This is a genomic window from Nonomuraea sp. NPDC004354, assembly GCF_053602555.1.
The window spans coordinates 104,180-127,049 of sequence record NZ_JBSGDV010000004.1 but is presented as its reverse complement, the minus strand read 5'-3'; the positions used below and the strand labels follow the sequence as shown (position 1 = coordinate 127,049).

Sequence of the window (22,870 nt, the reverse complement as noted above, 5' to 3'; positions counted from 1 at the left end):
GGCAGAGGGGAGATCAGCCGATCGGCCGATGGCGATCGGACGCACGGCCGATCCGCCGTCCCCTCTCCCCGCGACAAGGTCTTCTCCATGAACGACGTACTTGCAGGCCGCGCGCTCGCCAAGCGCTTCGGCCAGACGGTGGCGCTGAACGGCGTGGACATCACCATCCAGGCGGGCGAAGCCGTGGCGATCATGGGTCCGAGCGGTTCGGGCAAGTCCACCCTGCTCCACTGCCTGGCCGGGATCATGAAGCCGGACGCGGGTGAGGTGCACCTGCTCGGCCAGCGCATCGACACCATGAAGGAGCGCGAGCGCAGCGCCCTGCGCAGGACCAGGTTCGGGTTCGTGTTCCAGTTCGGCCAGCTGCTGCCCGAGCTTCCCGCCGAGGAGAACGTGGCGCTGCCGCTCATGCTCGGCAACGTGTCGAGGGCCGACGCCGTACGGCAGGCGAGGCAGTGGTTCCCGCCGCTCGGCCTGGGCGGCATGGAGGGCCGCAGGCCGGGCGAGCTGTCCGGCGGCCAGGCGCAGCGGGTGGCGATCGCGAGGGCGCTGGTGAGCAGGCCGGCGGTGGTGTTCGCCGACGAGCCGACCGGCGCGCTCGACCAGAGCACGGGACAGGAGACGATGCGCCTGCTGGTGGAGGCCACCAAGCACAACGGCGCCTCGCTCATCGTGGTGACCCACGATCCGGGTGTGGCCGGGTGGTGCGACCGCACGGTGGAGGTCCGCGACGGCAACCTGCTGCAGAGCGCGGTGAGCCGGTGAACAACCTCATGAGCCTCACCTGGCGCCTGCTGAGGGGTGGCGGGCGCCGCGGCATGCTGGGCACCTGGCTGACGCTGGGCGCGGTCGTCATCTCCACGGGCCTGCTGCTGTTCGCCGTGTCGGCCAACGTGGCCTTCGAGGGCCGCGCGGAGAGGGGGGCGTGGCGCAACCCCGTCCAGGCGACGGGCAGGGCGACGGCCGTCGAGGCGACCAGGAACGACTACGTCCAGGACAAGAAGATCACCGTCGTGGATCTGGCCGCGCTGGACCCGAAGGCGGACGTCCCGCCCGGGCTGCCGCGGTTCCCCGCTCCCGGCGAGGTGTGGCTGTCGCCCGCGCTGGCGGAGCTGAGCAGGCAGTTGCCCGCCGACCGGCTCGCCGACCGCTACCCGAACGTGAAGGGCGTGCTCGGCGACGAGGCTCTCGTCCACCCGGGCGAGCTGGTCGCGGTGGTCGGCCACCGGCCGGGCGACCCCGCCATGACCGCTCCCCGCGGCGAGGCGTGGCAGGACGAGGTGCCGCCGACCAAGGTCGAGACGCTGGCCGGCGCGCCGACGGAGGACGCGGTGGGCTACCGGATCCTCGCCCTCATCGCCAGCGTGCTCATGGTGGTGCCGCTGCTGGTGTTCGGCGGCGCCGCGGCGCGGCTGACCGTGGCCCGCCGTGACCAGCGTCTCGCCGCGCTCAGGCTGGTGGGCGCCACCCCCGGCCAGGTCGTGGCGATGACCGTGGCCGAGGCGGTGATCGTCGCGTTCGCCGGAGCCGTGCTCGGCACCGTCCTGTACGGCGCGGCGGTCCCGCTGCTCACCGCCATCAGGATCGGCGGCGGACCGTGGTTCGCCGGCGACCTGCTGCCGGTCCCTCTCGTGGTGGTCGCGGTGCTGCTGGCCGTACCGCTGCTGGTGGGGGTGTCGGCGATCGTCGGCCTGCGCAGGGTCGTGGTCAGCCCGCTCGGGGTGGCCAAGAGGGAGACGCCGCCCGCGATGCGGTTCGTCAGGGTGATCGCCCTGCTCGCGGTGCTGGCCGCGGTGCCGCTGCTGAGCACGAACGCAGGCGTGGGCGTGGTCGCGGCGGTGCTCGGCCTGGCGTTCCTGTGCATCAACCTGGTCGGCCCCTGGGTCGTCGCGCTGATCGGCAAGGTCACCGCGAAGCGGGCGAGACGCCCGGCGAAGCTGCTGGCGGGGCGCAGGCTGGTCGACGATCCGCGGGCGGCGTGGCGGACGGTCAGCGGTGTCGCGCTGACGGGCTTCGTGGCCGGTTTCCTCGGTCTGCTCAGCCCGGGTGACGCGCTCGCCGGGCGGGTGAGCGACGAGCGGCTCAGGCTCTCCGTGCCACGGACCGAGGTGACCCTGGTCGCCGACCAGGCGCGGCGGCGGCTGGAGAAGGCGGGCGTGCGGGCGACGGTGACGAAGGAGAAGACGCTCGTTCTCGCAGCCGTGGGCAGGGCGGACGTGGACAAGGCGCGCACCGCGCTCGACGGGCTCGTGCCCGGCCACTCGGCCACCAGCGAGGCCGACGACCAGCACTTCAGCGCGCAACTCCTCGACGACATCGCCACCGGCACCATCGTGGTGCTGTCGGTGTCGTTCCTCGTGGCGATCGCCAGCGCGGGCATCACGGCCGCCTCCTCGGTCCTGGACCGCCGCCAGACCTACGCGCTGCTCAGGCTGGCGGGCACGCCCCTGGAGGTGCTGGACAGGGCGCGCAGGTCGGAGACGCTGGTCCCGCTCGTGGTGATGGGCGGCGGCTCGATCCTGGTGGGCGCGTTCTGCGCCTCGCCGTTCATGCTGGTCTCGCCGAACATCTCGGGCGCGGTCACGCTGGCGGTGTGCGTCGGCGCCGGGTTCGCGGGCGTGGTCGGCGCGGGCGCGCTGAGCAGGCCGCTCCTGCGCTCGGTGACCGAGGACCCCGCTCCGCGTCCCGACTGAGCGGGACTTAACCCAGCACCAGGTCGCGGACGATCGTCAGGGACCGTTCGTCACGCGGGCCCATCACCAGCAGGTTCGTCACCGGCGAGGCCCGCCACAGCTCCAGCCGCTCCTTGATCCTGCCGGGCGGGCCGACCAGCGAGATGCCGTCGGCCAGCTCGTCGGGGATGGCGGCGAAGGCCTCCTGCCTTCGCCCGGCCAGGTAGAGGGCCTGGATGCGCTCGGCGGCCTCGGCGTAGCCCATCCTGCCGATGATGTCGGCGTGGAAGTTGCGCGTCTTGGCGCCCATGCCGCCGATGTAGAGGGTGAGCATCGTCTTCACCCCGTCGAGCGCGGCCCTGACGTCGTCGGTGACCATCACCATGACCATCGCCGCGACCTCGAAGCCGGCGGGGAACCTCCCGTAGAGATCGGAGATCTTCGAGGGGAAGGTGAACAGCGGCAGCCAGCCGTCGGCGATCTCGGTGGCGAGCGCGACGTTCTTGGGCCCTTCGGCGCCGATGTAGACGGGGATGTCCTGGCGCAGCGGGTGCGTGATGAGCTTCAGCGGCTTGCCCAGGCCGCCGGGCAGCGGCAGGGGGTAGTGCGGGCCCTCGTTGGTGACCGGCTCCTCGCGCCGCCACACCTTGCGCATGATCTCGACGTACTCGCGGGTCCTGGCCAGGGGGCGGGGGAACGGCTGGCCGTACCAGCCCTCCACCACCTGGGGCCCGGAGGCGCCGACGCCGAGCAGGAGCCGCCCGCCGGTGAGGTGGTCGAGCGTCATCGCGGTCATCGCGGTGGCCACCGGGGTGCGGGCCGACAGCTGCGCGACCGAGGTGCCGAGCTTGATCCTCGTGGTGCGCGCGCCGTACCAGGCGAGCGGGGTGAAAGCGTCGCTGCCGTAGGCCTCGGCGGTCCAGACCGAGTCGTAGCCGAGCCGCTCGGCCGCCTGGACGACCTCGGTGGCGTCGTCGGCGTGTCGCTGCCAGTAGCCCAGGTTCAGGCCTAACTTCATGCGATACCTCCCGAAATGAGAACAGGTTCTAATATTGTTGAGAGGGGTGTCAATGAGGGATGTTGGGGGAAGTTGAGACCGTGTGCTGATGAAGCGGCTGGGGGGTCTGGCAGTGCTGCTGCTGTTGCTGCCACTCGTCGCCATGCCGGCGAGCGCGGCCGGCCAGTCGCGGCCCAACATCGTGCTGATCCTCGCCGACGACCTCGAGTACGGCACGCTGCAGAACTTCCCCGCCATCACCAGCCACCTGGTCCGGCAGGGAGCCTCCTTCGACCGCGCCATCGTCACCAACTCCTGGTGCTGTCCCTCGAGGGCGTCGCTCCTGCGCTCGCAGTACGTGCACAGCCACACCGTGTGGACCAACACCGCCCCTGAAGGCGGCTTCGACCGCTTCCACCTGGCCGGGCTGGAGAACTCCACGGTCGGCGCCTGGATGCGCGGCGCCGGCTACCGCACCGGCCTCATGGGCAAGTACCTCAACCACTATCCGGGCACCAGCGTGCCCGCCACCTACGTGCCGCCGGGCTGGGACCAGTGGGCGGTGCCGGTCAAGCGGCTCTACGAGGAGTACGACTACACGCTCAACGAGAACGGCAGGCTCGTCGAGTACGGCTGGGACGAGGAGGACTACCTGGAGGACGTGCTCGCCCGCAAGGCGAAGGAGTTCGTCAGCGCGCCCGGCACCCAGCCGTTCTTCCTCTACCTGGCCCCCGTCGCCCCGCACAACCCGGCCAACCCCGCGCGCCGCCACGCCGACGCCTTCCCCGACGCGCAGGCGCCCCGGACACCCAACTACAACCAGGCCGACGTCCACAAGGAGCCGCAGTGGCTGCGCGACCTGCCCGAGATCGGCTGGGCGGGCGAGGAACGCATCGACGAGCGCCACCGGGCGAGGCTGCGCGCCATGCTCGGCGTGGACGACCTGGTCAACACCGTCGTCACCGCCCTGCAGGCGGCGGGCAAGCTCGACAACACCTACATCTTCTTCGCCTCCGACAACGGCTTCCACCTGGGCACCCACCGGCTGCGCCTGGGCAAGACCACGCCGTTCGAGGAGGCCGTCAAGGTGCCGCTGGTGGTGCGCGGCCCCGGCGTCGCGCCCGGCTCCACCATCACCGCCCTGACCCAGCCGGTCGACTACGCGCCCACCTTCGCCGAACTGGCCGGCATCCCGGCGCCCGCCTTCGCCGAGGGGCGCTCGCTGGTGCCCCTGCTGCGCGGGCTCAACCCGCCGAGCTGGCGGCGCAACGCGCTGATCGAGTTCGCCAGGCCGACCAACCAGGCCGCCAACCGGCAGACGCTGACACCCGCCTACGCGGCGCTGCGCACCGCCACGCACACCTATGTGAAGTACGTGACGGGGGAGACCCAGCTCTACGACCTGACCACCGACCCCTACCAACTGAACAACCTGGCCGCGACCGCGCCCCCCGAACTGCTGAGCAACCTCCAGGCCCGCCTGGACGCGATGCGGACGTGCTCGGGCGCGACCTGCCGTACGGCCGACGCCTGGGAGCGCTAGGCGGAGCAGGCCACGGCGGCGGGCAGGTCGCCGGCGACGAACGCGCCGGGGGAGACGCCCATCACGGAACGGAACTCGGCCGTCAGGTGCGACTGGTCGTAGTAGCCCGCGTCGGCGGCCAGCGCGGCCCAGCCGCCGGCGGCGGCGCGGGCCAGCACGCCGCGCACCCGGTCGAGGCGGGCGAACCGCTTGGGCGGCATCCCCACCCCGCTGGTGAACAGGTCGCGCAGGTGGCGCTCGCTGACGCCGAGGTCCCTGGCCACCTCGGGGACCCTCGCGTACGGCAGGCGGTCGGCGGCGGCCTGCAGCAGCGCGGCCCGCGACAGCTCGGCGGTCGAGCAGGCGGAGAGCCGGTCGAGGAGGGCCGCCTCGACCATGGCCGCCTCGTGGCCAGGAGCGGCCGCCAGTTCCTCGGCCAGCCGGTCGGCCGCGGCGCCCCACAGCTCGCGCAGCGGCACGATCCTGTCGACCAGCTCGCTGACCGGCACGCCGAGCACCGCCCGCGCCCTGCCGGGGCGCAGCCGCACGGTGACGCAGCGGGACAGCTCCTTCGGCGCGAGGTAGGAGGCGCGGGTGCGCGGGCCGAGCACCATGAGGTCGCCGCGCCCGTCGATGGTGGTGCGGAAGGCCAGCACGGCGGCCGGGTCGGGCTCGCGCACGTGTACCTCGCCCAGGCCGCCGGCCGCCGTCTCGCCGATCCGCTCGGCCCGAACGCTCACGCCACCACCCTAGGTGCCGATTTTTCCTATCGGCGGGCGGCTCCCTGACGGGAGCGTAGGAGGCATGATCCTGGTCACGGGTGCCACGGGCACCATCGGAAGTGAAGTCCTCAGGCGGCTGGCCGCGAGAGGCGAGCAGGCGCTCGCGATGACGCGCGACCCCGCCAAACTGAGCGCGCGGGCGGTGAAGGCCGACTTCGCCGACCCCGCCTCGCTGGACAGGGCACTCGAAGGGGTGGACACGGTGCTGTCGCTGACGGCCTTCGGGCGTGAGCTGCCCGAACACGACCTCGCCCTGGTCGCGGCGGCCGGGCGGGCCGGCACGAAGAAGATCGTGAAGATCTCGGCGATCGGCACCGGGGAGACCGACGACGCGAAGGACATCCGCTCCTGGCACCACCACGGCGAGCGGGCCGTCAGGGACAGCGGGATGGCGTGGACGATCCTGCGCCCGGCCGGGTTCGCCGGTAACGCGCTGATGTGGGCCGAGGCGGTCAGGGCGGGCGAGCCGATCCCGAACACGACGGGCTCGGGCGGCCAGGGCGTGGTCGACCCGCGTGACGTGGCCGAGGTGGCGGTCGAGGCGCTGACGGGCGGGGCGCACGACGGCATGACCTACGAGCTGACCGGGCCCGAGGTGATCAGTGTGCCCGAGCAGGCACGCGTGCTCGGGCAGGTGCTCGGCCGGGAGGTGACGACGGTCGAGATCCCGCTGGAGGCGGCCAGGCAGGGGATGCTGGCCTCGGGCGCCGAGCCGCTCCTGGTGGAGGTGGCCATGACGGGGGCCGCGTTCGTCGCGGCGGGCGGTGCCGAGCGGCTCAGCGGCGACGTGGCGGCCGTGCTGGGGCGGGCGCCGCGGCGTTTCGCCGACTGGGTCCGCGACCACCGCGCCGCCTTCGAGTGACCCCGCCGCCGGGCCCCACCCCCGGACCGCGCCGTCGGACCCCGCCGCCCGACCCCGCCGCTCGACCCCAACGCCGGACCGCACCGCTGGACCCCGGAGGGCCAGGCGCCGGGTGGTGAGTCAAGCCGGTGGTGAGTCAAGCCGGTGGTGGGTCAGGCCGGTGGTGGGTCAGGCCGGGTGGTGGTCAGGGGGTCGGGGGCGGTGGTGTGGTGAGGGCCGGGTAGGCGTGCGCCAGGTGGTCGGCGACGGCCTGGGCGGCGCCCCGCCCGTCGCCGGCCGCGGCAAGCTCGTAGATGCGCCAGTGGTCGGCCATGAGCACGTCGGTCCGCCCGGCCGCCTCCACCGCGGCCACCGAGTAGGCGTGGATGGTCTGCCGCAGCGCCCGCATGGTCGCCGCCAGCAGCCGGTTGCCCGACAGCAGCGCCACCCCGAGGTGGAAGGTCACGTCGTGGTCGACGAAGGAGCGGGCGTCACCGGCCCGCTCCATCTGCTCCAGCGCCGCGCGCATGACCTCGAGGCCCTCGGGCGCGTCGACGTGCTGCACCGCCCACTGCTCGATCATCAGGCGGGTGGCGATCACCTCGCCGAGCGAGAGCGAAGCCGTACCGAGGTGGAGCCGGAGCAGGTCGGCCAGCGCGCTCTCCGGTCTGGAGGTGAGCACCGCGCCCGCGTCGGGCCCGCGGCCCGCCTGCGAGGAGACCACGCCGAGCGTCTCGAGCACGCGCAGCGCCTCGCGCACCGACGAGCGGCCGACCTGGAGCTCCTCGGCCAGCTGGCGCTCGCCCGGCAGCCGGTCGCCGACGGTGAGCCCGTCGTCGGCGATGCGCCGCTCGATCCTGGCGATGACGTCCTCGAAGGTCCGGGGCTTCCTCATATGGTCAGACCATACTATGGTCAGACCATACTTTGAAGGGAGTGCCGTGCGAGTCGCCCTGTTCATCACGTGTGTCAACGACACGCTCTTTCCCGGCACGGGCAAGGCCGTGGTGTCCCTGCTGCGCCGCCTCGGGTGCGAGGTCGACTTCCCGCAGGCGCAGACCTGCTGCGGCCAGATGCACCTCAACACCGGCTACCGGGCCGAGGGCGAACGGCTGGCCCGGCGCTTCGCGGAGGTGTTCGACGGCTACGACGCGGTCGTCACCCCCTCGGGCTCGTGCGCGGCGATGGTGCGCGAGCAGTACCCACGACTGGGCGTGGCGCCGCCGCCGGTGCACGACCTGTCGGAGTTCCTGATCGACGTGCTGGAGGTGGAGGACGTCGGCGCCGCCTTCCCGCACCGGGTGACCTACCACCCGACGTGCCACTCGCTCAGGGGGCTGCACCTCGGCGACAAGCCGACGCGGCTGCTGCGGCGGGTGCGGGGGCTGGAGCTGGTCCCGCTCCCAGGCGCCGAGGAGTGCTGCGGCTTCGGCGGCACGTTCGCGGTGAAGAACCCGGCGATCTCGGCCGCGATGTGCGCCGACAAGGTCCGCAACGTGATGGACACCGGCGCGGAGGTGCTCTGCGCCGCAGACAACTCCTGCCTCATGCACATCGGCGGCACCATGCGCCGCCAGAAGACGGGGGTGCGGGTCATGCACCTGGCCGAGATCCTGGACGCGCGATGAGCGTCTTCATCGGCATGCCGGGCGACTTCCCGACGAACGCCGCGAAAGCCGTACAGAACTCACAGCTGCGCTACAACCTTCGCAAGGCCACCCACACGATCCGCGGCAAGCGGGCCACCGTGGTCGGCGAGCTGCCCGACTGGCCGGAGCTCCGCGCCGCCGGCAAGGCGATCAAGGACCACACGCTGCGCCACCTCGACCGCTACCTCGTCCAGCTGGAGGAGGCGGTCCAGCGGGCCGGCGGCCACGTCCACTGGGCCCGCGACGCCGCCGAGGCCAACCGCATCGTCACCGACCTGGTCAGGCGGACGGGCGAGAACGAGGTCGTCAAGGTCAAGTCGATGGCCACCCAGGAGATCGGCCTCAACGAGCACCTGGCGGCCGAGGGCATCACCGCGTTCGAGACCGACCTGGCCGAGCTGATCGTCCAGCTCGGCGACGACTACCCCAGCCACATCCTGGTGCCCGCCATCCACCGCAACCGCGCCGAGATCCGCGAGATCTTCCTGCGCAGGATGGGCGACGCGCCCCGCGACCTCACCGACGAACCCGCCGCGCTGGCCGAGGCCGCCCGGCTCCACCTGCGCGAACGCTTCCTGCGCAGCAAGGTCGCCATCTCCGGGGCCAACTTCGTGATCGCCGAGACCGGCACCTGCGTGGTCCTGGAGTCGGAGGGCAACGGCCGGATGTGCCTGACCCTGCCCGAGACCCTGATCAGCGTGGTCGGCATCGAGAAGGTGCTGCCCACCTGGCGTGACCTGGAGGTCTTCCTCCAGCTCCTGCCGCGCAGCTCCACCGGCGAGCGCATGAACCCCTACACCTCCACCTGGACGGGATCCACCGAGGGCCAGACCTTCCACCTGGTGCTGCTCGACAACGGCCGCACCACCGTCCTGGCCGACGAGGTGGGCCGCCAGGCGCTGCGCTGCATCCGCTGTTCGGCCTGCCTCAACGTCTGCCCCGTCTACGAGCGCGCGGGCGGCCACGCCTACGGCTCGGTCTATCCCGGGCCCATCGGCGCCATCCTCACCCCGCAACTGCGCGGCCTCGGCTCCGACCTCGACGCCTCCCTGCCCTACGCCTCGTCGCTGTGCGGGGCCTGCCTCGAGGTCTGCCCGGTGGCCATCGACATCCCCGAGGTGCTGGTCGACCTGCGGGCCAAGGTGGCCCACCCGCGCGCCGAGCGGGCCGGCATGCGGGCCGCCGGCTGGGTGCTGGCCAAGGAGGTACGGCTGGCCAAGGCGCAACGCCTGGCCACGCGCTTCCGCAGGCTGGCCCCCAGTCGGCTGCCGGGCCCCCTGTCGGCCTGGACCGACACCCGCGACCTGCCGGAGATCCCCGAGGAGTCGTTCAGGGACTGGTGGGCCCGCCAGGAGCGGAGCGGAGAAGGGAAGGCGAGCTCATGAGCGCCCGCAAGGAGATCCTCGACCGGGTGCGCAGGGCCGTGGAGGGCGCCCCCGAGGTGGCCGTCCCCCGCGGCTACCGCACCTCGATACCGGTGGACGACCTGGTCGCCCGCTTCGCCGAGCGCGTCGGCGACTACCGGGCGATCGTCCACGTCGTCGCCTCGGCGGAGGTGCCCGCGCTGGTGGCCGAGCTGACGGCGGGCAGGCGCGTGATCGTCCCGCCGGCCGTACGAGGGCAGGGCCCGCTGGCCGTGGCGCAGGCGGTGGGGGAGGAGGAGCTGCTGACGGCCGACGGCGTGGCCACCGGATGCGCGGTCGCCATCGCCGAGACCGGCACCATCGTCCTCGACGCGGGGCCCGACCAGGGCCGCAGGGCGCTGACCCTGGTGCCCGACTACCACCTGTGCCTGGTGCGGGCCGACCAGATCGTCTCCAGCGTCCCCGAGGCGGTCGCCAGGCTCGACCCCGCACGGCCGCTGACCTGGATCAGCGGGCCGTCGGCGACCAGCGACATCGAGCTCAACCGGGTGGAGGGCGTGCACGGCCCGCGTACCCTCGAGGTGATCGTCAGTACCTGATCACCGCCGAGATCTCCTTGACCTCCGGCGCGAACCACAGCTCGGCGTCGGTCATCGCGGCGGCCCTGGCCAGCGCGGAGTCGGCGCGCTCGCGGACCGGCCCCTCCACGCCCCACCGGCGCAGCTCGTCGGCGCCGGTGGCCAGCTGGGTGCCGCCCGGGCCGATCCACATCAGGTCGGGCAGTTCGCCGGGGGACAGGACGGCGTGCACCCGCCCCTCCCGCAGCGCCCGCGCCACCTGGCCGAAACCCACCGGGCCCGCGTTGTCCCTGTGCCGGTCGAGCAGGTCGGCCCTGCGCCGCTCCAGCCACGTGTCCAGCGCGTTCTCCGCGTCCTGCGTGAACCGGCCGTGGTCGGCGCGGCTGCCGTGCTCCACCATCATCACCCTGTCGGCCGCCTTGGTGCCCAGGTGGTCGCACAGCTGCGAGCGCGACGTCGGCTCGCCCGCCACCACGACCAGCTCGGCGCCGATCCTGCGCACCTGCTCGTCCACTTCGTGCGCCACGACCTGCGCGTCGCGCTCCCAGGTCTCCTCGGCCGCCCGCTCGTACACCTTCTGCGACCAGCCGCCCTGCGCCGTCTTCTGCAGGGGCCACTTCTGCGCCTCGACGGTCGCCACCCGCGGCGAGCCGCCGCCGAACACCGTCAGCTCGGCGCCCGCCTGATCGACCACGACCCGTAGATGCGGGACGTTCTCGCCCCGCGACATCAGCAGCGGCGTCACGTGCGGCAGCGGCGACCAGCGGACCTGCTCCAGCGGCGGCGGCTCGGCCAGCGACTCGGCCAGCACGAGCTCGCCGCCCGCGGCGAACAGCGCCCGCCCGGGGGCCGGCGCGCCCCAGGCATCCTCCAGCGCGTCGAGAGTGTCCCGATCGGCCTCCTCCATGCTGTCCCTGAACGAGCGCCACCGCCGCCGCCTGTCCTCCACGTCCGACCCCGCGAGGTAGACCGAGACGTAGGGGCCATGACGCTCGTACAGCGGACGGATGAAGTCGAGCCTCAACTCACCTCACCACCTCTTCCGCTCGATGCCGACCCCCAGCGCCTCGGCCACCTGCGCGATGGTGGCGAACCGGCAATCGTCCAGTCCGGGCCCGTGCTTGTCGCTTTCACGTCCCAACGCGTTCTCACCCTTTCAAGCTGCCCGAATCCCGCCCCTACCCGCGCGGCCCTCCCCAAACATGACCTTCCGCGGGCGAAGGCCCGGCCGCCGGCCGCCCGGCCATGCGGACCTCCCGGGGGTGCGAACGGCGCGCGAAACCGGGACTTGTAGGGTTTCGGCACGCCGTTGAGCACTTAGGGGAAAAGTGAGCGTGTTCGACCCTCGCCTTCGCATCACCACCGACCGGCTGACCCTGCGCGCCTTCCATCCCGAGGACGCCGACAGGATCACGACCATCGTCGAAGCCGGTCACCGTTTCCTCCCGCCGGGCGCCCCCGGCCAGGCCGCCGGCGTCGCCGCCTGGCTGGCCACCGGCGTCCACGAGCTCCAGCGCTCGGGCCAGGGCGTCCACCTGGCCATGGTCGACGGCGACGGCCGTATCGTCGGGGCGATCAGCCTGTTCAGGACCCAGTGGAGCGCGGGCATCACCGAGGTCGGCTACGGCGTGCACCCCCTGTACCGCAGCAGGGGCTTCGCCACCGAGGCGGTCCGCGGCCTGGCCGCCTGGGTGTTCGAGACCACCGAGCTGCGCAGGATCGAACTGCGTGCCAACCTCGACAACGGCCCGTCCGTGCGGGTGGCCGAGAAGGCCGGCTTCTCCTACGAGGGCGTGCTGCGCGCCGCCGAGCTCGAGGACGACGGCGCCCACGACCTGGTCGTGTTCGGCCTGCTGCGCGGATCCACCGGATCGCCCAACGTCTTCCCCGAGGACGAGCTGGTCACCCCGCGCCTGCTGCTGCGCAGGCTCACCGCCGCCGACGTGCCCGACCTGACCGCTACCGCCGCCGACGAGATCACCCAGCGGCGCACCAGCGTGCCCCGCGGCTACACCGAGGAGCACGGCAGGTTCTACGCGCTCATGGCGAGCCCGCAGCACCGCATCAGCGGCGCAGGGATCGTCTGGGCGGTCGTCGAGAGGGAGAGCGGCAGGTTCGTCGCCAGCGTCGACCTGAAGAGCACCGAGTGGGGCCACCGCTCCACCGAGGTCGGCTACATGACCGCCCCCTGGGCGCGCGGCAGGGGCTACGCGGGCGAGGCGGTGCTGGCGGTCGCCAGATGGCTGTTCGACAAGCAGGGCTTCCAGCGGCTCCAGCTCCGGGCCGCCGTCTCCAACCTCGCCTCCCAGCGGGTGGCCGAGAAGGCCGGCTTCACGCGGGAGGGCGTGGCGCGCAACGGCGCCGGCAAGGAGGACCTCGTGGTGTACGGGCTGATCCCCGGCGACCTTCCGTGACCTTCCCCGGCCACGCGCGCCCGGGGAGCGTGTCCCTGGACTGACGCCCGCCCCGGACGGAGGATGGCGCGTGACCCGGCTTGCCGTACACACTGGGTCAGGAGGACGGTGAGTCGGATGATCACGGTTATCGGCTGGGACGGATCGCCGCTGTCGGCCAGGGCGACCGACTGCCTGCAACAGGCCACGCTGGTGACCGGTCCCGAACGGGTCCTGCGGCACTTCAAGCTCCCCGTCCCCGGCGGCCAGCTGCTGGCCCTCCTCGACGAGCATCTCGAACAGGGCGAGGGCCCCGCGGTCGTCCTCGCCGACGGCGACCCCGGCTTCTTCGGCGTCGTGCGCGCGCTGCGCGGCCACGGCCTGAAACCGGCCGTCATCCCCGCCAGCTCGCTCGTCACGCGCGCCTTCGCCAGGGCGGGCATGAGCTGGGAGGACGCGCTCATCGTCGCGCCCGAGGGGCCGGGGCAGCTCAACAGGGTCGTCAACGCCTGCCGCGCCCACCACAAGGTCGGGCTCATCGTCACCCCCGGCGTCGGCCCCGCCGAGATCGCCAGGGAGCTGGCCCCCACCACACCGCGCACGCTCATCGTCTGCGAGGACCTCGGCGGGCCCGGCGAGCGCGTCACCCACAGCCGCATGGGCGAGGCCACCACCAGGCCGTGGAAGGACCCCGACGTCGTCCTCGTCGTCGACCCGCTCTATCGCGCCGGCGAGCCCGCCTGGGTGGCGGGGGCGGCCCCCGGACCCGACGAGTGGGCCGTCGGCGGCGACCTGCCGTCCGAGGTGAGCGCGTACGTGCTGGCCAAGCTCGGCCCCAGGCTCGGCGACCTCGTCTGGGACGTCGGCGCGGGCTCCGGCGGCATCGCCGTCGAGTGCGCCAGGCTCGGCGCCGCCGTCATGGCCGTCGAGCGCGACGACGAGGCCTGCGCCCGGCTGCGTACCAACGTCATCCGCCAGGGTGTCAAGGTCGCGCTGACCCGCGGCCAGGCCCCGCCCGCGCTCGAGCCGCTCCCCGATCCCGACGCGGTCTACGTCGGCGGCGGCGGCGCCGACGTGATCGTCGCCTGTGCCGCCCGCGTCCCCTCCAGGCTCGTCTGCACGCTCAAGGTCGTCGAGCAGGTGCCCGCCGTCCTCCAGCGGCTGAAAGAGCACGGCTACCGCGCCGAGTGCACCCAGATCCAGGCATCGCGGCTGGTCGTGCAGGCCGACGGCGCCCACGCGCTGGCCGCCGAGGACCCCGTCTTCGTCGTGCACGCACGCAGAGTGATCTGTGCATGACCAGCGCGCATCGGATATCCTCGCGTGTCTTGTCTACATAAACCCCAGGTCACAGGCGTGGAGATCCCCTTCATGAAGCCGCCGCTGCTGCTCATCGGGCAGGGCTCGCACGACGACACAGGTGCCGCCGAGTTCGGAAGGTTCGTCCACAGGCTGCGTTGCCGCCTGGAGGACAGCTCCGCCGAGGTCTCGGGCGGCTACCTTGCCAAGGCCAAGCCCATGCTGAGCGAATCCGTCGCCTCCCTCGTGGCCAGGGGCCACCACCGGCTGGTCACGCTGCCGCTCAGCCTCAGCCGCATGGAGGACTTCCCCGCGGCCATGGCGCTGGAGCAGGAACGGCATCCCACGCTGATGTACGACCACGGGCGTCCCCTCGGGCCCGACCCGCGCGTGCTGTCCCTGCTGGCCGAACGGCTGGCCGAGGCCGCCGCCGACATGCCCAGGCTGCGCTCCCTCGACGACGTCAAGCCCCGCCTGCGCGTGGTGCCCTCCATCCCCGTCGAGGAGCCGGCCGAGCACATCGAGCCGGCCGAGACCGCGGTCGTGCTGGTCGGCGAGGGCTCGACCGACCCCGCCGCCAACGCCGAGATCCACCGCGTCTCGCGGCTGTTCTGGGAGACCCACGCCTACGACTTCATGACGGTGGAGACCGCCTTCGTCTCCATCACCCCGCCCGGCGTGCCCGGCGGTCTCGAACGCTGCCGCCGCCTGGGCGCCCGCCGCGTCATCGTCGTGCCGTACCTGCTGTTCGCCGGCGGCATGCTGGAGCGCGTCTGGGCGCAGGCACTCGCCTACGGAGCCGGTCACCCCGACCTCGACATCCGCTGCGCCGAGGTGATCGGCGACTGCGAGGTGCTCGCCGACGTGGTCATCGACCGGTACGAGGAAGCACTCGAACTCGCCGAGGGGGTCTCCGCATGACGTTGCAGGACGTGCTCGCCCAGATCACGCCCGCCTCCGCCGCCGCGCTCGCCGACGCCCGCGCCCACCAGAGCCGCCTCACCAAGCCGCCGGGCTCCCTCGGCGCCCTCGAGGAGGTCGCGGTACGGCTGGCCGGCGCGGCCGGCACCTGCCCGCCGCCCATGCCCGAGCCCGCCGCGCTGGCCATCTTCGCCGGCGACCACGGCGTCCACGCGCGCGGCGTCTCCCCCTGGCCGCAGGAGGTGACGCTGCAGATGGTCGGCAACTTCCTGGCCGGCGGCGCGGTCGCCAACGCCTTCGCCGCCCAGGTCGGCGCCTCGGTCACGGTCGTCGACGTGGGCGTCGCCGCGGACCTGCCCGCCGCCGAGGGCCTGCTCTCCCGCAAGGTCGGCTACGGCACCGCCGACCTGTCGGCCGGCCCGGCGATGACCGTCTCGCAGGCCGTCCAGGCGATCGAGGTGGGCATCTCGGTGGCCCGTTCCCTCGTGGCCGACGGCGCCCGCTGCCTGATCACGGGCGACATGGGCATCGCGAACACCACCGCGTCGGCGGCGCTCGTCTGCGCGTTCACCGGCAAGGACGCGGCCGAGGTCACCGGGCGCGGCACCGGCATCGACGACGCCACCCACGCCCACAAGGTGGCGGTCGTCCGCGAGGGCCTGCGCGTCAACGGCCTCACCCCCGCGCCGGAGGCGCCGGAGACCGAAGGAAGCGGCGCCGTCCTGCCGCACGACGCCCTGGAGATCCTGGCCGCCCTCGGCGGGTTCGAGCACGCCGCCATCGCGGGCTTCATCCTCGGCGGCGCCGCGGCGCGGGTGCCCGTCATCCTCGACGGCGTCATCGCCGGGTCCGCCGCCCTGGCCGCCGCCGCCCTCGCGCCGGCCGTCGTCGACCACTGCGTGGCCGGCCACCGCTCCGCCGAGCCAGGTCACGCCGCCGCCCTCGACCACCTCGGCCTGCGCCCCCTCGTCGACCTCGAGCTGCGGCTCGGCGAAGGCACCGGAGGACTGCTCGCCCACCCGCTGGTCTGCGCCGCCGTCCGGGTGATGCACGAGGTGGCGACCTTCGACTCCGCGGGTGTCACGGAGAAGCAGCCCTAGTAATCCGGACCCGGTAGGTTTGCCTCCTGACATACCAATCCTCGCGAACGGGAGATCCGCCGACATGAGCCCCTACCTTCTCGGCCTGCGCCTCTCGGGCCGCCGGGTGCTCGTCGTGGGCGGCGGGCGGGTCGCCCAGCGACGCGTTCCCGCGCTGCTCGAGGCGGGCGCCGACATCACCATCGTGTCGACCAGCGTCACCCCCGCCCTCGACGATCTCATCGCCGCGGGGCGCGTCACCTGGGAGGCCAGGCCGTACCAGGTGGGCGACTGCGACGGTGCCTGGCTCGTCCAGGCCTGCACCAGCGACAGGGCGGTCAACACGGCCATCGCCGCCGAGGCCGAGGCCAAGCGGATCTGGTGCGTGCGCGCCGACGACAAGGACGCCTCCGCCGCGTGGACACCCGCCAGCGGCAAGGTCGACGAGATCTCCATCGCGATCACCGCGGGCGGCGACCCCCGCAGGGCCGCGGGCATCAGGGACGCCGTCGTCAGCGCCCTGCGTGACGGCACCGTCGACGCGCGCCGCAACCGCACCAAACCGGTCGGCGTCGCGCTGGTCGGCGGCGGGCCCGGCGACCCCGGGCTGATCACCGTACGCGGGCGTCAGCTGCTCGCCCAGGCCGACGTGGTCGTGGCCGACCGGCTCGCGCCGCGGGCCCTGCTCGACGAGCTGGCTCCCGACGTCGAGCTGGTCGACGCGGCCAAGGTGCCCTACGGCAGGTCGCTCTCCCAGGAGAAGATCAACGAGCTGCTGATCTCGCACGCCCGCGAGGGCAGGTTCGTCGTCCGGCTCAAGGGCGGCGACCCCTACGTCTTCGGCAGGGGCGGCGAGGAGATGCTCGCCTGCGCCCGCGCCGGCATCCCGGTGACCGTGGTGCCCGGCATCACCAGCGCCGTCGCGGTGCCCGCCGCGGCCGGCGTGCCCGTCACGCATCGAGGGGTGAGCCAGGAGTTCCACGTGATCTCGGTGCACGTGGCGCCCGACCACCCGCAGTCCACCGTCGACTGGCCCGGACTGGCCCGCTCGTCAGGCACTCTGGTGCTCATGATGGCCGTTGAACGTATCGCTTCGATCGCGGAAACACTCATCCGCGACGGACGTTCGCCGGAAACTCCCGTAATGGTGGTACAGGACGGTACTCTTCCGACCCAGCGGGCCGTCACGGCCACGCTTTCCACCGTGGCCGACCGGGTGGCAGCGGCCAAGATCCGGCCACCGGCGATCGTCATCGTGGGCGACGTCGTGCGGATCGGCCAGGAGGTCGAGATGGTTCGAGCGGAGCGCGTGCCGTGAGATCGGCTGGTGACGCCCCCGAGTCCCTGGGGGAGCAGACCCTCAACTTCCGCGCGATCAGGGACGACGACGGTCCCGACCGCGCGGCCGACGACCAGGCGGACATACGGCAGGCGAACGGGGCATCGCCGCCGCCCTCCCCGCCGGACGCCCATGACGCGTCGGCCGCCGACGACCACGAGAACGCGGCGGGGGAGACCTTCTTCGCCTTCGCCCGTCCCGCCCGGCACGACCTGCCCCGGGCGGACGACCACGCCACCCTGGACGCCGAGCCCGCCTTCGACAAGCTGGCACCGATCTCCGACGGCTTCGACGCCTTCAGCCCGTCCCGCCCGGCCCCACCCTCGGCGCCTCACCCGGGATCACCCCCGGCTGCGCATTCGGGATCACACCCGGGATCGCCCCCGGCTGCACGTCCGGCGTCACACCCGGGATCACCTCCGGCTGCGCACCCGGAATCGCTTACGGCTTCGGGCCCGGGATCACAGCCGGGACCGCACCCGGCTGCGCCCCCGGCATCGCGGGCGGCTTCGCGCCTGGGTGAGTCGGCGCACCCCATGGAGTTCGACGCGTTCCGGGCCCGGCCGCGAGCGTTCGGTCCAGGGGTCGAGCCCGATCCCGCCGCGTCCGAGCTCCAGGAGGAATCCGGCTCCGCGGAGGATCGTCGTGCCGCCCGCGTCGTGAGGCCTGGCGCCGCAGACCCGACCACCACCGAGTACCCCGCCGAGTCCCCGTCCGCTGACCCGGGCATCGCCGAGTGGCGGCTTGCCGAGGTCTCCATCGGGACACCAGCCGTCGACGAGCCCGCCGAGTCCCCGTCGGCTGACCCGGGCATCGCCGAGCGGCGGCCTGCCGAGGTCTCCATCGGGGCACCAGCTGTCGGCGAGCCTGCCATTGAGGAAGTCCCCGGCCAGGAGTCCACGGCCACCGACTCGGCCGCCGCCGAAGGGCCGCCCGCTGGGGCCGCCTCGGCTACCGGCCTGGTTCCGGCCGAGGCCCCCCTCGCCGCTCCCGATGCGGTGGACATCGGGGAGGCCACCGCCGAGGCAATCGCCACCGGCGAGGGCACCAGCCTCGAGACGCCCGCCAGCGGCGAGGCCATGGCTGACGACGTTCCTGCCATCGGCGCGGCCGCCACGAGCGCGATACCCGCCGGCGAGATCCCTGCCGCTGCGACCCCCGCCGACGACACACCCGTCGGCGAGGTGCTCGCTGGTGAGGGCTCCTTTGGTGAGGCGTTCGCCGGTGACAGTCCCTTCGGTGAGACGATCGCCGGGGAGACGCCCGCTGGCGATACTCCCCTCGGCGAGGTGGTCGCCGACGGTGCTTTCTGGGACGAGAACTCCGCCGAAGAGGTGGCTGCCGACGACCAAGCCGTCAGCGAGAGGCCTGCCGCTGACGAGACGCTCGACGAGCGCGGGACCGCCGCCTCCCAGGCCATCACGACCGACGAGATCGCGGATGAGCCAACGACCGAGGCTGAGCCGGCGTTCGACGCCGAGCCCCTGACCGAAACCGATTCGGTGACGGAGGCCGACTTCGAGGTCGTCACCGATCCCGAGGCTGTGACCGAGCTCGAGGCGACCGACTGCAAGGAAACCGAGTCCGAGGCCGTAGCCGATCCCGAGGGCGAGACCGGTTACGAGGGCGGGACCGGTTACGACGGCGGGACCGGCTACGAGGCTCTGACCGGTTTGGAGGCTGTCGCCGAGTTCGAGGGTGCAACCGATCCCGAGGACGGGACCAATCCCGAAGCTGTGGCCGAGTCCGAGGCCGTAACCGACCCTGAAGCCGGGGCCGGTCCCGAGGCCGTGGCCGACACCGAATTTGCGGCCGAGCCCGAGCTCATGGCCGAGCCCGAGCTCATGGCCGAGCCCGAGCTCATGGCCGAGGTCGAGTTCGTGGTCGAAAGCGACTCCGAGGCCGGGTCCGTGGCCGACGACGAGTTGGCCATCGGCGACGGCTCTGCCGTATTCGATGACGAGCCTGCCCTCGGTGACGGCATCGCAGTGGAAGACGACGAGGCTGCCCGGAGGGTCGTCGAGGAGGACCTGCCCGACGCCGCCGCGCAGGCGCTCACCGCCGCCCTGGACGCGCTCAGGGACGCCGTCGCCGGCCTCAGGTTCGGGCTCGACCTGCCGGGCGCCGAGGAGGCGCGCAAGGCGCAGACCGAGATCCTCACGCAGCTGCATGACTACGTGCTGCCGAGGGTGCGGATGAGCACCGCGCCCGCCCTGATCGTCGTCGCCGGCTCCACCGGGGCGGGCAAGTCCACGCTGGTCAACACCCTCGCCGAGAAGAACGTCAGCCGGACCGGCGTGCGCCGTCCCACCACCGGCATCCCCGTGCTCGCCTGCCACCCCGACGACGAGGGCTGGTTCGCCGACGGCGAGCTGCTCGCGGGCCTGCAGCGCATCGAGCGGCAGAGCAGGGAGGCTGCGCCCGACAGCCTCGTGCTGGTCACCACCGAACGGCTGCCGCAGGGCGTCGCGCTGCTCGACACCCCCGACATCGACTCCGTCGTCGAGGAGCACCACGAGATCGCGCGCCGCATGCTCGACGCCGCCGACCTGTGGGTCTTCGTCACCACCGCCGCCCGCTACGCCGACGCCCCCGCGTGGAACCTGCTGCGCCTGGCCAAGGAGCGCAGCGCCAGGATCGCGATCGTGCTCTCGCGCGTGCAGCCCAAGACCAAGGACGTGGTCCTCAAGCACTTCGTCCGGATGCTGACCGAGTACGGCCTGGGCGACGTCGAGCGGTTCGTCATCGAGGAGTCGGCCGTCACCGACGGCAGGCTGCCCCACGGCGACATGACCGAGTTGCGGCTGTGGCTGGCCGAGCTGTCGGTCGACGAGGAACGGCGGGCGCAGGCCGTCCAGGAGACGCTGAACGGCGTCCTCAACAGCTTCCGCACCCGCGTCCCGGCGCTGGCCAGGCACCTGGAGAGTCAGGTGGCCTTCCGCGGCGAGCTGCGCACCGACGTCGACGTCGCCTACTCGGACGCGCTCGCGTACATCGACAACGCCGTGCGCGACGGCAGCCTCATGCGCGGCGAGGCACGCGCCAGGTGGCAGGACTTCGCCGGCTCCGGTGACCTGACCCGCAGCTTCCGCAAGAAGGGCAAACCGGTTCCGACCGAGCGGATCACCGCCTTCCGCGCCGCGCTCCGCACCGCGATCGAGTCGCTCATCACCTCCGCCGCGCATGCGGCGGCCGACGAGGTGGGCGCGCGGTGGCGGCGCCGTACGGAGCTGGGCGCGGGCCTCGACCGGCCCTCGGACGAGCTGGCCCGCCGTACCGGCCGGGCGGTCGCCGCCTGGCAGGACCACGTCACCGAGCTGCTGCGCACCGACGGCGTGACCAAACGGTCGGCCAAGGTCGTCTCGCTCGGCGCCGAGTCGTTCGCGCTGATCTTCATGGTGGGCCTGTTCAGCGCCGACGAGCTGCCCCAGAAGCTGCTCAGGAGCCTGCTGGGCGCCGAGGCGCTGCGCAGCATCAGCACCAAGGCGCTCAGCGACCTGCGCGCCAGGATCGTCATGCTGTTCGACGAGGAGGCCATGCGGTACGTGCGGGCGCTCGACGCCGCCGGCATCCCGGACGAGGCCGCCGCGACCCGCCTCTACCAGGCCACGTACAACCTCGAGGTCGCACGATGAGCATCTACTCCACCACCAAGCCCGGCCTGGGAGCCAGGCTGGCCGCGCTGTCCAAGGTCGTGGAGCTGGGGCAGGGGCGTCTCGACGCCACGCTGCTGGCCGACGCCGTCCACCTGCTCACCAGGGCGGGCGAACGGCTCAAGCTGTCGTCCGACCACACCGTGGTCGCCCTGGCCGGTGGCACGGGCAGCGGCAAGTCCTCGCTGTTCAACGCGATCTCGGGGCTCGAACTGTCGCCCACGGGCGTGCGCCGCCCGACCACCGCCCGCACCCATGCCTGCGTCTGGGGACAGGAAGGCGCGGCACCGCTCCTCGACTGGCTGCAGATCCAGTGGCGGCACCGCTTCGCCAGGGCGAGCGCGCTCGACAGGGGCGAGAGCCAGCTGCACGGCCTGGTCCTGCTGGACCTGCCCGACCACGACTCCATCAGAGCCCTCACCGATCCTGAGGCCGACCGGCTGATCGGGCTCGCCGACATGGTGGTGTGGGTGCTCGACCCGCAGAAGTACGCTGACGCCTCCACCCACCGCCGCTACGTCACCGAACTGGCCGGGCACGAGGCGGTCACCGTGTTCGCGCTCAACCAGTCGGACCGGCTGTCCACCGAGGAGGTGGCCGAGCTGGTCATCGACCTCAACGACCTGCTGCGCCGCGAAGGCGTCAACCATCCGTCGGTGGTCCCCACCTCGGCCGTCACGGGCCGCGGCATCGACAGCCTCAAGGGCGTCATCGCCGACGCCGTCTCCAAGCGCAGGGCCGCCATCCAGCGCATCGACGCGGACGTCGACCGCGTCGAACGCCGCCTCAGCCAGGCCATGCCGGTCGGCGCCGCCCTGTCGGCGCCCTCCACCGTGGACGCCGCCCGCCGTGTCGGGCTGACCGACGCGCTCTGCGACGCGGTGGGCGTTCCGGCGGTCGGCGAGGCCATGGAGAGCGTCTACGCCACCCGCTCGGCCTCCTGGATCTCGTGGCCGTTCGCCCGGATCGGCGCGGCCTTCGGCGGCGACCCGCTCAAGACGCTCAAGCTCGGCGACCTGCGCGAGGAGGTCCGCTCGCTGGCCGGAGGGTCGGTCAGCGCCCAGGCGGCCGAGGTCGACAACGCCGTCCAGGCGCTGAGCGACGGCCTCACCGTCGGGATGAACGAGGTGTGGCGTTCGGCCGTGCACCACGCGGCCAGGTCGCGCGCGGCGCAGCTGCCCGAGGCGTTGTCCGACGAGCTGTCGGAGGTCGCGCCGCAGCTGGACAAGGTGCCGGTGTGGTGGCGGCTGCTGCGGCTGTGGCAGTACCTGCTCGTCGTCGCCTTCGTCGCGGGGCTGGCGTGGATGGGAGTGGCGCTGGCGTACGGCGTGTTCTCCGCCGGTCGGCTGCCCGAGCCGTTCGCGCTGTTCGGTGACGCGGCGACGCTGCCGTGGGTGGGGTTGATGACCGCTTCGGTCCTGGGACTGGGGGCGCTGTCCGCGATGGCGTCCAGGAACTTCGTGGCGCTCGGGGCGGCGAACGAGCGAGACCGGCTGGAGCGGGAGATGCGCAGGCGGGTCGCGGGCATCGCGGAGACCATGGTGGTGGAGCCCGTGGAGCGGGAGCTGGCCCGCCACCACGAGTTCTACACGGCGATGAAGGCACTGTCGGGCTGAGGTTCCCGGCTGCCCCCTCCTCCGGATGCTCGAACGCCCCGGCCGTTTTTGATCAGTATTCACTGACGCCCACGATCCGTTCCCTTAACATCTGATGTGCCCGTGCTCAGCCGGATATCGACAGGGGGCGACGGATGGTCGCGAAGTCCATGACGGCGGGAAGGG

18 protein-coding genes are annotated in these 22,870 nt (G+C 72.8%); 14 read left to right on the top strand and 4 right to left on the bottom strand.

The features are described 5' to 3' along the window. Window positions 1-87: 87 nt before the first annotated feature. A complete protein-coding gene (locus tag ACWENQ_RS15315) occupies window positions 88-765 on the top strand; it encodes an ABC transporter ATP-binding protein (protein WP_449919463.1) in 678 nt (225 codons plus the stop codon). Continuing rightward, window positions 762-2,693: an FtsX-like permease family protein gene (locus ACWENQ_RS15310; protein ID WP_452414635.1), complete on the top strand. Its 1,932-nt coding sequence runs from the start codon at window positions 762-764 to the stop codon at window positions 2,691-2,693. Before ACWENQ_RS15315 ends, ACWENQ_RS15310 begins: the two co-directional genes overlap by 4 nt. Before the next feature lie 7 nt (window positions 2,694-2,700). On the opposite strand, the gene ACWENQ_RS15305 is transcribed toward ACWENQ_RS15310, so the two are convergent. Beyond that, a complete protein-coding gene (locus tag ACWENQ_RS15305) occupies window positions 2,701-3,690 on the bottom strand; it encodes an LLM class F420-dependent oxidoreductase (RefSeq protein WP_452414633.1) in 990 nt (329 codons plus the stop codon). Between the two features lie 88 nt (window positions 3,691-3,778). Here ACWENQ_RS15305 and ACWENQ_RS15300 point away from each other — a divergent pair, with 88 nt between their 5' ends. Then, window positions 3,779-5,212, top strand: coding sequence for a sulfatase family protein (locus ACWENQ_RS15300; RefSeq protein ID WP_449919472.1), 1,434 nt, complete (start codon window positions 3,779-3,781; stop codon window positions 5,210-5,212). Here ACWENQ_RS15300 and ACWENQ_RS15295 read toward each other — a convergent pair. Continuing rightward, window positions 5,209-5,931, bottom strand: a complete 723-nt coding sequence (locus ACWENQ_RS15295; protein ID WP_452414631.1) for a helix-turn-helix domain-containing protein — start codon at window positions 5,929-5,931, stop codon at window positions 5,209-5,211. The genes ACWENQ_RS15300 and ACWENQ_RS15295 overlap by 4 nt on opposite strands. A gap of 64 nt (window positions 5,932-5,995) precedes the next feature. Here ACWENQ_RS15295 and ACWENQ_RS15290 point away from each other — a divergent pair, with 64 nt between their 5' ends. Then, window positions 5,996-6,835 (top strand): NAD(P)H-binding protein, encoded by an 840-nt coding sequence (locus tag ACWENQ_RS15290; RefSeq protein WP_452414630.1) that lies wholly within the window; start codon window positions 5,996-5,998, stop codon window positions 6,833-6,835. A 184-nt stretch (window positions 6,836-7,019) separates the two neighbouring features. Here the strand turns inward: ACWENQ_RS15290 and ACWENQ_RS15285 are convergent, their stop codons facing one another. After that, complete coding sequence (locus tag ACWENQ_RS15285; RefSeq protein ID WP_452414628.1) at window positions 7,020-7,709, bottom strand: FadR/GntR family transcriptional regulator; 690 nt, start codon at window positions 7,707-7,709, stop codon at window positions 7,020-7,022. A 46-nt stretch (window positions 7,710-7,755) separates the two neighbouring features. On the opposite strand from ACWENQ_RS15285, the gene ACWENQ_RS15280 reads away from it, so the two are divergent. From ACWENQ_RS15280 to ACWENQ_RS15270, 3 genes are read left to right on the top strand one after another with little or no spacing between them, the layout of a single operon-like run. Beyond that, window positions 7,756-8,442 (top strand): (Fe-S)-binding protein, encoded by a 687-nt coding sequence (locus ACWENQ_RS15280; protein ID WP_449919482.1) that lies wholly within the window; start codon window positions 7,756-7,758, stop codon window positions 8,440-8,442. Beyond that, the gene (locus ACWENQ_RS15275; RefSeq protein ID WP_449919484.1) at window positions 8,439-9,848 is read left to right on the top strand and encodes a lactate utilization protein B; all 1,410 of its coding nucleotides are present in this window, start codon (window positions 8,439-8,441) and stop codon (window positions 9,846-9,848) included. The genes ACWENQ_RS15280 and ACWENQ_RS15275 overlap by 4 nt, the downstream gene beginning before the upstream one ends. Continuing rightward, a complete protein-coding gene (locus tag ACWENQ_RS15270) occupies window positions 9,845-10,426 on the top strand; it encodes a LutC/YkgG family protein (RefSeq protein ID WP_449919487.1) in 582 nt (193 codons plus the stop codon). The genes ACWENQ_RS15275 and ACWENQ_RS15270 overlap by 4 nt, the downstream gene beginning before the upstream one ends. On the opposite strand, the gene ACWENQ_RS15265 is transcribed toward ACWENQ_RS15270, so the two are convergent. Continuing rightward, complete coding sequence (locus ACWENQ_RS15265) at window positions 10,416-11,429, bottom strand: baeRF2 domain-containing protein (RefSeq protein ID WP_449919489.1); 1,014 nt, start codon at window positions 11,427-11,429, stop codon at window positions 10,416-10,418. The genes ACWENQ_RS15270 and ACWENQ_RS15265 overlap by 11 nt on opposite strands. 310 nt (window positions 11,430-11,739) lie before the next feature. On the opposite strand from ACWENQ_RS15265, the gene ACWENQ_RS15260 reads away from it, so the two are divergent. The 7 genes from ACWENQ_RS15260 (at window position 11,740) to ACWENQ_RS15230 (ending at window position 22,705) form a co-directional block, all read left to right on the top strand. Next, entirely contained in the window at window positions 11,740-12,819 is a 1,080-nt protein-coding gene (locus ACWENQ_RS15260; RefSeq protein ID WP_449919492.1) for a GNAT family N-acetyltransferase, read from the top strand. A 117-nt stretch (window positions 12,820-12,936) separates the two neighbouring features. Then, the gene (locus ACWENQ_RS15255; RefSeq protein WP_452414626.1) at window positions 12,937-14,097 is read left to right on the top strand and encodes a bifunctional cobalt-precorrin-7 (C(5))-methyltransferase/cobalt-precorrin-6B (C(15))-methyltransferase; all 1,161 of its coding nucleotides are present in this window, start codon (window positions 12,937-12,939) and stop codon (window positions 14,095-14,097) included. Between the two features lie 57 nt (window positions 14,098-14,154). Then, on the top strand, window positions 14,155-15,018 hold the full coding sequence (locus ACWENQ_RS15250) for a sirohydrochlorin chelatase (RefSeq protein WP_354915060.1): 864 nt from the start codon (window positions 14,155-14,157) through the stop codon (window positions 15,016-15,018). Beyond that, on the top strand, window positions 15,015-16,118 hold the full coding sequence (gene cobT, locus ACWENQ_RS15245) for a nicotinate-nucleotide--dimethylbenzimidazole phosphoribosyltransferase (RefSeq protein ID WP_452414624.1): 1,104 nt from the start codon (window positions 15,015-15,017) through the stop codon (window positions 16,116-16,118). Before ACWENQ_RS15250 ends, cobT begins: the two co-directional genes overlap by 4 nt. A 64-nt stretch (window positions 16,119-16,182) precedes the next feature. Beyond that, window positions 16,183-17,415, top strand: a complete 1,233-nt coding sequence (cobA, locus tag ACWENQ_RS15240; RefSeq protein ID WP_354915054.1) for a uroporphyrinogen-III C-methyltransferase — start codon at window positions 16,183-16,185, stop codon at window positions 17,413-17,415. A gap of 557 nt (window positions 17,416-17,972) precedes the next feature. Next, window positions 17,973-21,071 (top strand): dynamin family protein, encoded by a 3,099-nt coding sequence (locus tag ACWENQ_RS15235; RefSeq protein WP_452414622.1) that lies wholly within the window; start codon window positions 17,973-17,975, stop codon window positions 21,069-21,071. Next, window positions 21,068-22,705 carry an ABC transporter gene (locus ACWENQ_RS15230; protein ID WP_452414620.1) on the top strand — a complete coding sequence of 546 codons (1,638 nt, stop codon included), beginning with the start codon at window positions 21,068-21,070 and terminating at the stop codon, window positions 22,703-22,705. Before ACWENQ_RS15235 ends, ACWENQ_RS15230 begins: the two co-directional genes overlap by 4 nt. The last annotated feature ends 165 nt before the right edge of the window (window positions 22,706-22,870 follow it).